Annotated in this window: 16 protein-coding genes; all 16 read left to right on the top strand. The window is 43.6% G+C overall.

The genetic code is table 11. From position 1 onward, the window contains the following. Positions 1-185 precede the first annotated feature (185 nt). The 16 genes from LJE11_RS11375 to LJE11_RS11300 all read left to right on the top strand — a co-directional run bounded on the left by LJE11_RS11375 (position 186) and on the right by LJE11_RS11300 (position 14,666). Positions 186-569 carry a hypothetical protein gene (locus LJE11_RS11375; RefSeq protein ID WP_008705589.1) on the top strand — a complete coding sequence of 128 codons (384 nt, stop codon included), beginning with the start codon at positions 186-188 and terminating at the stop codon, positions 567-569. Positions 570-953: 384 nt separating this feature from the next. Beyond that, complete coding sequence (locus LJE11_RS11370; protein WP_008705588.1) at positions 954-3,479, top strand: glycyl radical protein; 2,526 nt, start codon at positions 954-956, stop codon at positions 3,477-3,479. 73 nt (positions 3,480-3,552) lie between these two features. Next, complete coding sequence (locus LJE11_RS11365; protein WP_008705586.1) at positions 3,553-4,344, top strand: glycyl-radical enzyme activating protein; 792 nt, start codon at positions 3,553-3,555, stop codon at positions 4,342-4,344. A 185-nt stretch (positions 4,345-4,529) separates the two neighbouring features. Next, positions 4,530-5,399, top strand: a complete 870-nt coding sequence (locus LJE11_RS11360; RefSeq protein WP_118330070.1) for a class II aldolase/adducin family protein — start codon at positions 4,530-4,532, stop codon at positions 5,397-5,399. Positions 5,400-5,435: 36 nt separating this feature from the next. Further along, positions 5,436-6,824 carry an aldehyde dehydrogenase family protein gene (locus LJE11_RS11355; protein WP_025580587.1) on the top strand — a complete coding sequence of 463 codons (1,389 nt, stop codon included), beginning with the start codon at positions 5,436-5,438 and terminating at the stop codon, positions 6,822-6,824. Between the two features lie 25 nt (positions 6,825-6,849). Continuing rightward, a complete protein-coding gene (locus LJE11_RS11350) occupies positions 6,850-8,067 on the top strand; it encodes a zinc-binding dehydrogenase (protein WP_025580588.1) in 1,218 nt (405 codons plus the stop codon). An 86-nt stretch (positions 8,068-8,153) separates the two neighbouring features. Beyond that, positions 8,154-8,468 (top strand): BMC domain-containing protein, encoded by a 315-nt coding sequence (locus LJE11_RS11345; RefSeq protein WP_008705582.1) that lies wholly within the window; start codon positions 8,154-8,156, stop codon positions 8,466-8,468. Between the two features lie 72 nt (positions 8,469-8,540). Continuing rightward, positions 8,541-8,816, top strand: coding sequence for a BMC domain-containing protein (locus tag LJE11_RS11340; protein ID WP_008705581.1), 276 nt, complete (start codon positions 8,541-8,543; stop codon positions 8,814-8,816). Between the two features lie 36 nt (positions 8,817-8,852). After that, positions 8,853-9,155 (top strand): BMC domain-containing protein, encoded by a 303-nt coding sequence (locus LJE11_RS11335; RefSeq protein WP_008705580.1) that lies wholly within the window; start codon positions 8,853-8,855, stop codon positions 9,153-9,155. A 197-nt stretch (positions 9,156-9,352) separates the two neighbouring features. Continuing rightward, positions 9,353-9,631 (top strand): BMC domain-containing protein, encoded by a 279-nt coding sequence (locus LJE11_RS11330; protein WP_005427721.1) that lies wholly within the window; start codon positions 9,353-9,355, stop codon positions 9,629-9,631. A gap of 118 nt (positions 9,632-9,749) precedes the next feature. Further along, positions 9,750-10,361, top strand: coding sequence for a phosphate propanoyltransferase (locus LJE11_RS11325; RefSeq protein ID WP_370792859.1), 612 nt, complete (start codon positions 9,750-9,752; stop codon positions 10,359-10,361). A 132-nt stretch (positions 10,362-10,493) separates the two neighbouring features. Beyond that, the gene (locus LJE11_RS11320; protein ID WP_008705576.1) at positions 10,494-10,760 is read left to right on the top strand and encodes a EutN/CcmL family microcompartment protein; all 267 of its coding nucleotides are present in this window, start codon (positions 10,494-10,496) and stop codon (positions 10,758-10,760) included. A gap of 4 nt (positions 10,761-10,764) precedes the next feature. Further along, positions 10,765-12,093, top strand: coding sequence for a 4Fe-4S dicluster domain-containing protein (locus LJE11_RS11315; RefSeq protein ID WP_022381347.1), 1,329 nt, complete (start codon positions 10,765-10,767; stop codon positions 12,091-12,093). Between the two features lie 16 nt (positions 12,094-12,109). Beyond that, complete coding sequence (locus tag LJE11_RS11310; protein ID WP_008705571.1) at positions 12,110-12,658, top strand: BMC domain-containing protein; 549 nt, start codon at positions 12,110-12,112, stop codon at positions 12,656-12,658. Positions 12,659-12,725: 67 nt separating this feature from the next. Further along, positions 12,726-13,490, top strand: coding sequence for a DeoR/GlpR family DNA-binding transcription regulator (locus LJE11_RS11305; RefSeq protein WP_055059883.1), 765 nt, complete (start codon positions 12,726-12,728; stop codon positions 13,488-13,490). Positions 13,491-13,514: 24 nt separating this feature from the next. Beyond that, positions 13,515-14,666, top strand: coding sequence for a 1-propanol dehydrogenase PduQ (locus LJE11_RS11300; protein WP_161276361.1), 1,152 nt, complete (start codon positions 13,515-13,517; stop codon positions 14,664-14,666). Positions 14,667-14,729 lie beyond the last annotated feature (63 nt).

Raw genomic sequence — 14,729 nt, 5'->3', positions numbered from 1 at the left:
AGACATACAAGCCAAAATTCCATTGCCGCAGGCAATCTGGAATGAATTTTGGCTATGTTACTGAGAACGGAGTGAACAGTAACATATATTTTTGAGGAAAGAGGCTATTCAGACTTTTTACTTGCGTAACTCTGGCGGGAAACGTATAATAGAAAAAAGCAATACTCGAGGGTGAGGAAAAGAGGATGAAGATAACAGAAGAACTGTTAAATGAGATGAAAATTAAGGATGAGAACTTTTCTGACGGTCTGATCAAGCCGGACGGCGATTACGTAAGAATACCCAGAGGACATCTTCATGGAATGATGGAATTGCTTCCATGGACAGAGAACGAAATCTGGAAAATGATCCCGGATGATGATTCTCCGCTGTTCTGGCTGATTGAGAAAACAGGATGCGTTCTTACGGATTATAATAATTCTATTGGCATGAAGATGACACCTGCTCAGCAGACTGTGTTTGATATGATGCGAAAACATGGGGTTCTTACAGATGATTATTACGATCTGACGAAACAGAGGGAGAAAGTAAGAGAAGCCAGAGAACAAAAAGAGAACAGGAAACAATAGTTAAGTGCATATGAATATATGGGAGTGCATCGATGGAAAAGCATGCTCATTAAAGTCATCCGATGCAGAAAAAAACAATATACGATATTAAAAAGCAGCATATCAGAGTTATGGATCATAACCTGATATGCTGCTTTTAACGTGTCTGAAGAAAAATGAAATGTCAATCATAAAAACAAAACAAAAACAACCAGAACAGAAGAAAAAACAAATAAAAAACAACATAAAAGTTCGGGATATATATGTTGATTTATGTTGACTTCGCGATAGCCATAAGGTATAATGAATCTATATGAAAACATGGAGGATATTGCTGTCAGAATGATACCGGAATGTATTGGGGTCTGGTATGGGTGCAGCTTTTATTCATGAGAAAGGAGTAACATGGAAAAATTTCAAACATCAGATATTCCCAAGTCTCCCAGAATTCAGAAACTGGTAGATGCATTGTATGAACATATGCCGGTGATCGAATCAGCCAGAGCAAAGCTGATCACAGAATCTTATAAGGAAACAGAAGGAGAACCGATCATCACACGCAGAGCAAAGGCTTTTGCGCATATTCTTCATAACATTCCGATCATTATCCGTGACAATGAACTGATTGTCGGAAGCAGTACGATTGCGCCGAGGGGATGTCAGACATTTCCGGAGTTCTCTTATGAGTGGCTGGAAGCTGAACTGGATACAGTTGCGACCAGAACTGCGGATCCTTTTGAGATTGCTGAGGAGACCAAAGCCGAACTTAAGGAGGCAGATAAGTATTGGAAAGGGAAAACAACCAGTGAACTTGCAACTTCCTATATGGCACCGGAAGCAATCAAGGCAATTGAACACAATATTTTTACACCTGGAAATTATTTTTACAATGGTGTAGGACATGTAACAGTTAAATACTGGGAAGTACTGGAAACCGGTTTTGAGGGAATCATGGAGAAGGCTCAGAAAGAGCTGGATGGATGCAGTGTCGGTGACGGTAATTATGCAAGAAAGTCTCACTTCCTTGAGGCAGTGATTTTAAGCTGTAAGGCGGTGATCGATTATGCAGGCAGATATGCAAAACTTGCGCAGGAAATGGCGGCACAGACAAGTGATCCGGTAAGAAAACAGGAACTTTTTGTTATCGCAGAGAACTGCAGCAGGGTACCGGCAAAGGGTGCACAGAATTTCTATGAGGCATGTCAGTCATTCTGGTTTGTACAGCAGCTTCTTCAGATGGAATCCAGTGGACATTCTATTTCACCGGGGCGCTTTGATCAGTATATGTATCCATATTATAAGAAGGATATGGAAGCAGGAACTATTACCCGAGAGTTCGCACAGGAATTGATGGATTGCATCTGGGTTAAATTAAATGACCTGAATAAATGTCGTGATGCGGCTTCAGCGGAAGGATTTGCAGGATATAGCCTTTTCCAGAATCTGATCGCAGGTGGTCAGAATAAAGAGGGAGAGGATGTAACTAACGATCTTTCTGTTATGTGTATTCAGGCATCCATGCATGTGCATCTTCCGGCTCCATCACTGTCTGTGAGAGTGTGGAATGGTTCTCCGCATGAATTCCTGATAAAGGCAGCCGAGCTTACGAGAACAGGAATCGGACTTCCTGCATATTACAATGATGAGGTGATTATTCCGGCACTGCAGAACAGAGGCTTATCCCTGGAGGATGCCAGAGAGTACAATATCATCGGATGTGTGGAACCGCAGAAAGCCGGTAAGACAGAAGGGTGGCATGATGCCGCATTCTTTAATATGTGCAGACCTCTGGAACTTGTTTTTTCGAATGGTATGGATAAAGGTGAGATGGTGGGAATCCCCACCGGCGATGTCACTCAGATGAAGACCTTTGATGAATTCTTTGACGCATATAAGAAACAGATGGAATACTGCATTTCCTTGCTGGTGAATGCAGATAATGCTATTGATGTAGCTCATGCGGAACGCTGTCCGTTACCATTCCTTTCCTGTATGATAGATGACTGTCTGAAAGAAGGCAAGTCTGTCCAGGAAGGTGGAGCTGTTTACAACTTTACAGGTCCTCAGGGATTTGGAATCGCCAATATGGCAGATGGACTTTTTGCAATCCGCAAACTGGTCTATGAGGATAAGAAAGTATCTATGAAAGAACTTAAGGAAGCTCTTGCATGGAACTATGATAAAGGACTGGATGCGCAGTCCGCCGGTGATATGACAGAGATGATCATGAAGGCAATGCAGAAAGCAGGCAGAAATGTGGATGCTTCCACTGCAGAAGGACTTCTGAAAACTTTCATGGGGATGAAACCGGGTGAACAGAAGACACAGAGATTCAAAGAAATCCACGATATGATCGATGAAGTTCCGAAATTTGGAAATGATATTCCGGAAGTTGATTATTTTGCAAGAGAAGTTGCCTATACATATTCCAAACCGCTTCAGAAGTATAACAATCCAAGAGGCGGAAAGTTCCAGGCAGGTCTGTATCCTGTATCTGCAAATGTACCGCTGGGCGGACAGACAGGAGCGACGCCGGATGGAAGATATGCACACACACCTGTTGCAGACGGCGTTTCGCCATCTGCGGGCAAGGATGTAAAGGGACCTACGGCAGCGGCAACTTCCGTATCCAGACTGGATCATTTTATTGTATCCAACGGAACACTCTTTAATCAGAAATTTCACCCATCCGCACTTTCAGGAAGAGAGGGACTGGAGAAATTCGTTGCACTGATCCGCGGATACTTTGACCAGAAGGGAATGCACATGCAGTTTAATGTAGTTGACAGGCAGACACTGCTGGATGCACAGGAACATCCTGAGAAATATAAACATCTGGTAGTACGCGTAGCAGGCTACAGTGCACTGTTTACGACACTTTCCCGTTCCCTTCAGGATGACATCATCCGTCGTACAGAACAGGGCTTCTGATCCAGACGTTTTTTGCAGGAAGTAAAAGTGACGGGCAGAGGATGTATGGATAACAGAATAAGAAAGGAAAAGCATGGACTATTTGGATACAAAGGGCAGAGTGTTTGATGTCCAGAAATATTCTATTCATGATGGACCGGGTATAAGGACGATCGTATTTCTGAAAGGTTGTGTCCTGCGGTGCAAATGGTGCTGCAATCCGGAATCTCAGGAATATAAGATCCAGACAATGAAAGTGCAGGGAGAAGACAAGGTCATCGGACGTGATGTGACAGTCAGGGAGATGATTGAAGAAGTTGAGAAAGACAGGGTATACTATTACCGCTCGGGCGGAGGTATGACTCTTTCCGGCGGAGAATGTCTCTGTCAGCCGGAATTTGCAGGAGCACTTCTGAGAGCTGCCAAAGAGAGAGGGATTTCTACTGCGATCGAGAGTATGGCATGTGCAAAATGGGAGACGATTGAGACAATCTTACCGTATCTGGATACTTATTTAATGGATATTAAACATACAAATCCTGCGAAACATAAAGAATTTACAGGACGTTCCAATGAACTGATGATGGAAAATGCCAGAAAAGTGGCGCTTTCCGGTAAAACCAGGCTGGTAATCCGTGTACCGGTGATACCCACATTTAATGATACAGTGGAGGAAATCCAGGGGATTGCAAGGTTTGCAGACACACTTCCCGGAGTGGACAAGATTCATCTTCTTCCGTATCACAGACTTGGACAGGATAAATATGAGGGACTTGGCAGACCATATCTGATGGGAAATGTGGAACCACCGTCCAAAGAACATATGGAAACATTAAAAAAGGCAGTACATGCGGTCTGCGGTCTGGACTGTCAGATCGGTGGATGAGGTATTTTTTGCATCTGATACGATTATTGGAATAAAAAAAGAAAAAAACAAACAAAAACAACACAATAAAACCCGTAAAAACAACATAAAACAACGGAAATGTATTGACTTTTTATGACCGATAGTGTAAAATCACAGGTAGAAACGTCAAAAACTATATCAATGCCTTAAGGAGGAAAATGAGCATGGTAAACGAATATGAAATCAAAAAACAGATCTGCGACATCGGAAGAAGAATCTACAGCCGCAACATGGTAGCTGCAAACGATGGTAACATCTCTGTAAAACTGAACGACAACGAATTTCTTTGCACACCTACAGGTGTATCCAAAGGTTTTATGACACCGGAGTATATCTGTAAAGTAGACAGAGAAGGAAATGTGATCCAGGCTAACCCGGGATTCAAACCATCCTCTGAAATCAAAATGCATATGAGAGTTTATGAGAAGAGACCGGACGTAGGTTCTGTTGTGCATGCTCATCCGATTTATGCAACATCTTTTGCAATTGCAGGTATTCCGCTGACACAGCCGATCATGCCTGAAGCAGTTATCTCACTTGGATGCGTTCCGATCGCTGAATACGGTACACCATCTACAATGGAGATTCCGGATAATCTTGAGAAATACCTTCCATATTTCGATGCAGTTCTTCTTGAGAACCATGGAGCACTGACATGGAGCACAGACTTAAACGCAGCTTACATGAAGATGGAATCTGTTGAGTTCTACGCACAGCTTCTGTATCAGTCAAAAGTTCTTGGCGGACCTAAGGAATTTGATGAGAAGAACATTAAGAAACTGTATGAAATCCGCCGTAAATTCGGTATGGCAGGCAAGCATCCTGCAAACCTCTGCCTGAATAAAGATGGCCATAACTGCCATAACTGCGGCGGCGCATGTCATGACGGCGAATTCAAGAAATTCCCTGGATATCAGTATGATTTCGTAGGCGGCGGAGATTCCCAGCCGGCAGCAGGAACAGCAGACAAATCTGAAGCTGAATTAGTTGCTGAGATCACAAAACAGGTAATGGCTCAGTTAGGAATGAAATAAGAGTATAGATGACCGATAATCAAGGAGGACAGTCTCATGCCAATTAATGAGAATATGGTACAGGAAATTGTACAGGAAGTAATGGCAAAAATGCAGATTGCAGACGCTCCGACTGGTAAACATGGTATTTTCAAAGAAATGAATGATGCGATTGAAGCGGCGAAGAAATCACAGCTTATCGTAAAGAAGATGTCCATGGATCAGAGAGAAAAAATAATTACCTGCATCCGTAAGAAAATAAAAGAAAACGCAGAAGTAATGGCTCGTATGGGCGTGGAGGAAACAGGTATGGGAAATGTTGGGGACAAGATCCTCAAACATCATCTTGTAGCTGACAAGACTCCCGGAACAGAAGTTATTACAACAACTGCATGGTCCGGAGACAGAGGATTAACCCTTATCGAGATGGGACCTTTTGGAGTGATCGGTGCGATCACTCCATGTACCAACCCAAGTGAAACAATTTTATGTAATACAATGGGAATGCTTGCAGGAGGAAATACAGTTGTATTCAATCCTCATCCTGCAGCGATCAAAACTTCCATTTATGCAATCAATCTTTTAAATGAAGCATCATTAGAGTGCGGTGGTCCTGACAACATTGCAGTTACTGTAGAGAAACCTACACTTGAGACAAGCAATGTGATGATGAAACATAAAGACATCCCGCTTATCGCTGCAACCGGCGGACCTGGAGTTGTAACTGCAGTTCTTTCTTCCGGTAAACGTGGTATCGGAGCAGGCGCCGGAAATCCTCCGGCACTGGTTGATGAAACCGCTGATGTCCGCAAAGCAGCCACAGATATTGTAAACGGATGTACATTTGATAATAATCTTCCATGTATTGCCGAGAAAGAGATCGTAGCAGTTTCCTCTATCGTAGATGAGCTGATGCACTATCTTGTAACTGAGAATGACTGCTATCTTGCTTCTAAGGAAGAGCAGGACAAACTTACAGAAGTTGTTCTGGCAGGCGGAAAGCTGAACCGTAAATGCGTAGGCCGGGATGCAAGAACACTCCTTTCCATGATCGGAGTAAATGTACCTGCCAATATCCGCTGTATCGTATTTGAGGGGCCAAAGGAACACCCTCTGATCACTACTGAGCTGATGATGCCGATCCTCGGTGTTGTAAGAGCAAGAGATTTTGATGATGCAGTAGAGCAGGCAGTCTGGTTAGAACATGGCAATCGTCATTCCGCACATATTCATTCAAAGAATATTGATAATATTACAAAATATGCGAAAGCAATTGATACAGCAATTCTTGTTAAGAATGCACCGTCTTATGCAGCTTTGGGATTTGGCGGTGAAGGCTACTGTACATTTACCATTGCAAGCCGTACAGGTGAAGGCCTTACATGCGCAAGCACATTCACCAAGAGAAGACGCTGCGTAATGGCAGACAGTCTCTGTATTCGATAAGAATTGATATAAGGAGAGAAAGAACATGGACATGAATAATGTAAATATAGAAGAAATCGTGAAACAGGTTCTCTCCGGCATGACAGGAAATGCACCGGCAGCAGCTTCTGCACCGGCAGCATCAACTGGAATCCCGAAGACAGCCAGAGTAGCTGTATTAACTGAGAAAGAGCATTTTGACATCAAAGAATATCCAATCCCGCCAATCGGAGATGATGATATCCTGGTTAAAGTTGAAGGATGCGGCGTATGCGGTACAGATGCACACGAATTTAAGAGAGATCCGTTTAACCTGATCCCGGTAGCACTTGGACATGAAGGTACAGGTGAGATCGTGGCAATGGGTAAGAATGTTAAAGTTGACACAGCAGGAAAACCTGTAAAGGTTGGAGACAAAGTTGTTACCTGTATGATCTTCAAGGATGATCCTGATATTACAATGTTTGACCTGAACAAGAAGAACGTAGGCGGAGCTGATGTATACGGACTTCTTCCTGACGATGATGTACATCTCAACGGATGGTTCTCTGATTACATCTTCTTAAGAGGCGGAAACTTCGGAACTACATTCTTTAATGTAAGTGATCTGGATCTGGATTCCCGAATTCTCATTGAGCCATGTGCAGTGCTTGTACATGCAGTAGAGAGAGCAAAAACAACAGGAATTCTTCGTTTCAACAGCAGAGTAGTTGTTCAGGGCTGCGGACCAATCGGACTGATCTGCATTGCAGTACTCCGTACTATGGGGGTTGAACATATCTGCGCAGTAGACGGAAATGAGAAACGTCTTGAATTTGCCAAGAGAATGGGTGCAGACACAAGCGTTAACTTCATGAACTTTAAGGGAATCGAAGCACTGACAGAAGCTGTAAAAGAAGCTCAGGGCGGACATCTTGCAGATTTCGCATTCCAGTGCACAGGAAACCCGAAAGCTCATGCAAACATTTATAAATTTATCCGCAATGGTGGTGGTCTTTGTGAACTTGGCTTCTTCATCAATGGTGGAGATGCTACAATTAATCCGCACTTTGACCTCTGCTCCAAAGAGATCAACTTGGTTGGTTCCTGGGTATATACTCTGAGAGATTATGTAACAACCTTTGATTTCCTTAAGAGAGCAAAAGCAATTGGTCTTCCGATGTCTGAACTGATCACAGATAAGTTCCCGTTAGAGCAGATCAATGAAGCTCTTCAGACAAACCTGGCAATGACAGGACTTAAGATCGCAGTTGTAAACAAATAGTTACTGTTCACCGGTAATATCCCGCAAAGAGTATTGCTGTGAACAGTAGCAACAAATAATAAGCCTGGCAATAGAGGAGAAAAGAAATGGCAGAAGCTGTAGGAATTTTAGAGGTATTCGGGTTGGCGACAGCCTTTGTAGCAGGCGATGCCGGATGTAAGGCAGCAAATGTCCGCCTGGAGGTTTTTGATAAAAACAAACCAGCCAATGCTGACAGCCTGCCGGTACCGCTCCTTGTCTGCATTAAATTCAGAGGAAGTGTAACTGATGTTACAGCGGCTGTGGAAGCAGGCATGGAAGTTGCAAACAGAATGACTGGTGTGGTACAGCATTATGTGATCCCGAACCCGGAAGAGGGAACGGAAAAAATGCTGAAGATCAGCGCCCTGGATAAGGATTAGCAGTTGCATATCCATTGGGCATCAGTTAAAATATAATCAGATATTTATTTGTAGATTCAGGAGGAAGCAGAAATGGCACAGGAAGCATTAGGAATGGTAGAAACCAGAGGACTTACAGCAGCAATTGAAGCAGCTGATGCAATGACAAAAGCAGCTGAAGTAGCATTAGTAGGAACAGAGAAGATCGGATCCGGACTTGTAACAGTTATGGTACGCGGAGACGTAGGAGCTGTTAAGGCAGCAGTAGAAAGCGGAAGCGCAGCAGCATCCAGACTTGGCGAATTAGTTGCTACTCATGTAATTCCGAGACCTCATACAGACGTAGAGAAAATCCTTCCAAGCATCTGACCAGCAGATTGAGAAGTGTAAAAAAGGAGTTCGCTCATGAGTAAATCATATGGATTTATAGAAATCACTGGTGTCGTTGCAGCAATCGATGCACTGGACATCATGTGCAAAACTGCAGACGTTGAGCTGGCGTCATGGGAACGTAAGCTGGGCGGACGACTGGTTACTATTATAGTTGAAGGCGATGTATCTGCCGTTACAGAAGCAGTAAATGCAGCAGCGACAGGTGCGATCAAGAAACCGGTAAGTTATGCAGTAATTGCACGTCCCCATGAAGAAATCGTCAGAATGGTGGAATTAAGTGCAAGTCGCTGGAAGAACAATCAGGGGGATGAATAATGGCTGAAGAGAAGAAACCGGAAGCAGATAAAAATGCCCCTAAAAAGGCAGCCGCTCCAAGAAGAACGAAAGCAAAAATTTCTTCAAAACCGGAAGTAAAAGCTCAGACGGCAGATACGGCGGCAGAAACAGCAAATAAAACAGAATCCCAGAAAGAACAGATAAAGGAAACAGTATCTCATAAGGAGGAAAAAGTTATGACACAGGAAGCATTAGGAATGGTAGAAACCAGAGGACTTACAGCAGCAATCGAAGCAGCAGACCAGATGTGCAAGGCTGCTAACGTAGCATTAGTAGGAACAGAGAAGATCGGATCCGGACTTGTAACAGTTATGGTACGTGGAGATGTAGGAGCTGTTAAATCAGCAGTAGAAAGCGGAAGCGCAGCAGCATCCAGACTTGGTGAATTAGTTGCTACACACGTAATCCCAAGACCACATACAGATGTAGAGAAAATCCTGCCTGTATTAAAATAGTAATCCATCGTAACTGTCCGGTATCTGCACAGCAGACTGCCGGATGGTTATAATCCGTCATATTTGACAGAAAGCAGGTGTATTCTTGGAATCTAATAATATTGAACTGATTACCAGAATGGTCATTCAGGCAATCAATCAGAATGAAAAAAAAGGCGATGGATTCATGGTTCCCATCGGGGTTTCCGCAAGACACATTCACCTGACACAGGAACATGTAGAAGCATTGTTCGGACCCGGATATCAGCTTACGAAGAAGAAAGAGCTGATGGGAGGTCAGTTTGCTTCTAATGAAACAGTTACCATTGTGGGACTGAAACTTCGTGCCATTGAGAATGTAAGAATCCTTGGACCGGTGCGTAAAGCTTCACAGGTTGAGGTATCTGCGACAGATGCCATTAAGCTTGGAATGAATGTTCCGGTTCGCGAATCCGGAGACGTTGCAGGAAGTGCACCAATCGCAATCGTAGGTCCAAAAGGAGCAGTTTATCTGAAAGAGGGATGTATCGTGGCAATGCGCCATATACACATGTCTCCGAAAGATGCACAGGCTGCAGGTGTGAAGGACGGCGATATCGTATCAGTAAAGGCAGATAATGAGAGAGGAACCATCTTCAATCAGGTCAAGATCCGTGTAGACGACAGCTTTACACTGGAAATGCATATTGATACAGATGAAGCAAATGCAGCAAAGATTGCTACAGGCACTACCGTAACAATAATTAAATAATATCGGGGGCCAAAGGTCAAAAAGCCGTTCGTGCCTGCACGATAAGGTTTTTGAACAGAAACCCTTAAGCGTTAATTGGGGGCAGAAGTATTTGCCCCCAATATTATTATCAGAAACAATTTGGAGGCTCATATGATCGTAGGCAAAGTTGTAGGAAGTGTGGTATCCACACGAAAGAGTGAGAAGCTGATTGGAAGTAAATTTATGATTATCGAGCCTGTGCATCATATGAAAGGCGACCTGAGCCAGCTGGTTGCGATCGATATGATCGGAGCCGGAGTTGGTGAATATGTATTGGTGGCACAGGGAAGCGCAGCAAGAATAGGCTGCGGCGTAGAAACAGCACCGGTAGATGCCGCAATTGTCGGTATTATTGATGACGGTGCAGGATTGGAGTAACGCCATGGAAATCAAAGAATTACAGGATATTATACAGCAGAATGGTGTGGTAGGTGCCGGCGGAGCCGGATTCCCTACTTATATGAAGCTTACAGACAAGGCTAATACCATTCTTATGAACTGTGCAGAGTGTGAACCATTACTGAAATTACACAGACAGTTATTGGAAAAACACGCATATGAAATTATGAAAACATTCCATATGATCCAGGAGACGGTTGGTGCTTCTGAAGCAATTATTGGAATTAAGAAGTCTTATGTACAGACAATTCATGCATTAAATCAGCATATTGAAGAATTTCCTGGCATGAGGCTGCATCTTCTGGACGAAGTTTATCCGATGGGAGATGAGGTTGTACTTATTTATGAGGCAACCGGAAGAGTAGTACGGCCGGGAGGACTGCCGATCGAGCAGGGAGTAGCTGTATTTAACGTTGAAACTGTATACAATGTATATCGTGCTGTGGAAGAGAAGCAGCCGGTTACAGACAAATATGTATCTGTTGTTGCAGAAGTAAGTGATCCTGTTACAGTGAGAGTTCCCCTGGGATGTACTCTGGAGGAAGTGGTAGCACAGGCAGGCAGCACAACAGTAAAGGATCCTGTCTATTTCGTAGGCGGCCCGATGATGGGGCGTATCGGAAATGGTTCAGATCCGGTGACAAAGACAACAAATGCGATTTTGGTCCTTCCAAAAGACCATCTTATTGTAGCGAAGAAGCAGCGGACTTCTTCCATAGATTTAAAACGTGCAGCATCTATCTGCTGCCAGTGCAATACCTGTACAGATTTATGTCCGAGACATAATCTGGGACATCCGATCGATCCGGCGAAATTTATGAGAGCTGCATCAAATAATGATTTCAGAGACCTGAATCCATATATAGATGCTTCCTTCTGCAGTTCCTGCGGTGTATGTGAGATGTACTCATGTCCGCAGAGTCTTGCACCGAGAAGTCTTCTCGCAGATATGAAGGGCGGTCTGAGAAAAGCAGGTATCCGTCCTCCGCAGGGTGTACAGCCGAAACCGGTACAGGAATCCAGAGAATACCGTAAGGTTCCGGAAGAACGTCTGATGGCGCGACTTGGTCTTACGAGATATGACAAGGATGCTCCTCTGAAAGAAGAACTTGTACAGGTTAAGAAAGTAAGGATATTATTGAGCCAGCACATCGGAGCACCTGCACAGGCAGTGGTCAAAGCCGGTGATGAGGTAACAAGAGGGCAGATGATCGCACAGCCGGCACAGGGCTTAAGCGTTGGTATTCATGCTTCTGTCAGCGGTAAAGTAACAGAAGTAACAGACCGTTACATTATTATTGCAGTAAAGTAGAAAGGACGTGCACAAAATGAGTAAAGCAATCGGAATGATTGAATTTAAAACCACATCTACAGGCGTTACTGCAGCAGATGCTATGGTAAAAACATCTGAGGTAGAGATCGTCGAGGCACAGACCGTATGTCCTGGTAAATATATTGCAATTATTACCGGTGACTTAAGTGCGGTAAAGGCCGCCGTTGATACGGCAGTAACTACATATGAGGATAAATGCATTGACAGCTTTGTGCTGGGCAATCCGCATGAATCCATTTTCCCGGCAATTTACGGAACTACTCAGGTAGAAGATATCAGTGCGCTGGGAATTCTTGAAACTTATGATGCAGCTTCCATTATCGAAGCAGCAGACCAGGCAGCTAAGACTGCGATCGTAGATTTGATAGAACTTCGTATTGCCAAAGGTATGTGCGGAAAATCATATATGATGATCACCGGTGAAGTTTCTGCGGTAGAGGCTTCCATTGACAGGGCAAAAGAACTTGTAGCTGCCAAGGGTATGTACCTGGATTCTTCCGTTATCGCACATCCTGACAGAAGAATGATCGACAGTATTTTATAATATCCGGGGTAAGAAGTTTCTGACCCTGACACTCATAAAAAATTTCTCAAAAAAAGGGGGCAAAGATATGCTTGCACTGGAGAGAAGAAATCTGATTCTCGAAAAATTACAGGCAGAAAAGCGGGTGGTGGTCAGCGAGCTGAGCCAGCTTTATGATGTCTCTGAAGAGACCATACGCCGTGATCTGGATAAACTTGAAAAGGAAGGACTTGCGATAAAAAGTTATGGCGGTGCTGTGATCAATGAGGATGTAAGCATTGATTTGCCTTTTAATGTACGTAAGAACCAGAATGTTACAGGAAAGCAGAAAATGGCTGAACTTGCAGCTTCCCTTGTGAAAGACGGAGATCATATTTTCCTGGATGCGAGTACTACGGCAGTTTTTGTGGCGAAAGCATTAAAGGAAAAAGAACGTCTTACCGTAATTACCAATTCCATGGAAATACTTCTGGAGTTAGCTGATGTATCCGGGTGGAACATTATCTCCACCGGAGGCGTAATGAAAGAAGGATATCTGGCTTTTCTTGGATCAAAGACAGACGAATCCATACGTTCTTATTATGTAGATAAGGTTATCTTTTCGTGTAAGGCACTGGATCTGGAATGGGGGATTATGGAATCTCAGGAAGCTTTTGGCTCTACCAAGAGAGCGATGATCGGTTCCGGACGAAAGAAAATTCTGGTTGTTGACAGTTCTAAATTTGATCAGACAGCGTTTTCCGTAGCTGGAAGCATGAAAGAAGTAGATATTATAGTGACGGACAAAGAACCGACAGAACGCTGGAAGAAGCACTTTGAGAAATTTAATGTAAAATGCCTATATCCTGTCTGACAAAGAAAATAGGAGTATGATACAATGAATACTTTTGAGATGAAAACCGCGATCCATTTTGGGGATAACGCATTAGACAGATTAAAAGAGATCCCGTATAAAAGGGTTCTCATTATAACAGATCCATTTGTGGTACAAAGTAAAATGATCAATCTGATCACTGCTCCTTTAAACAGTGCAGATATTGAATACGATATTTTCCATGACGTTGTGCCGGATGCACCTGTGGACAAGATTGCAGAAGGGGTAAAGAAGTTCCTGGAATATCAGCCGGAAGCAGTTGTTGCAGTCGGTGGTGGTTCTGCGATTGATTCTTCCAAGGCAATCAGAGAATTTGCACTGAAGATCAACAATTACGGAAAAGTAGGTCTGATCGCAATTCCGACGACAAGTGGCACCGGATCAGAAGTTACTTCTTTTGCAGTAGTAAACGATACTGCAGCACATGTAAAATATCCGCTGATCTCAGAGAGCCTTACAGCAGATGAAGCAATTCTGGATGCAGAACTTGTAAGGAGTGTTCCGCCGGCCATCACAGCGGATACTGGTATGGACGTGTTTACACATGCGCTGGAATCATACGTAAGTACTGCACATAATGAATTCTCTTCTGCACTTGCGGAGAAAGCGATTGAAATTTGCGGAGTATTCCTGCTGAGAGCATATCTGGATGGCAGTGATATGCATGCGCGTAAAAAAATGCATGTAGCTTCCTGTCTGGCTGGTTTATCCTTTAATACAGCAGGTCTTGGAATCACTCACAGCATGGCTCATCAGCTGGGAGCAATGTTCCATATTCCGCATGGAAGGGCAAATGCTATGCTGCTTCCGCATATCGTAGAATTTAATTCTGATATCAATAAGCACAGTAAGAGCCAGAAAGAGTATCTTCCGGCTGTAAAGAGATACGCCAATGTTGCGCACATTCTCGGACTGAGCAATTATAATAAAGTAATGACGGTCCGTTCTCTGGTAAACTGGATTCAGTTTATGCAGAAAGAGATGAATATTCCGCTGACGATTCAGGAACTGGGAACAATTGCACCGGAAGAATATTTTGCAGCAATTGACAAGATGGCAGACGCAGCACTTGCAGATGCCTGCACAGTGAATAATCCGAGAGTTCCGACTAAAGAAGATATTATAAAGATTTATACGAAATTATGGTCATTCTGAAAATGAAGACAATAATTTCCGGCAGATGCTGACTGCCGCTGAAATCAGATACAGGAGATGGAG

Origin of the sequence: Blautia sp. DFI.1.216 (assembly GCF_020594215.1) — a bacterium.
In the GTDB taxonomy this organism is placed as follows: Bacteria; Bacillota; Clostridia; order Lachnospirales; family Lachnospiraceae; genus Blautia_A; species Blautia_A wexlerae.
The sequence above is the reverse complement of the archived record's forward strand: the minus strand, read 5'-3'. Positions and strand labels throughout refer to the sequence as shown.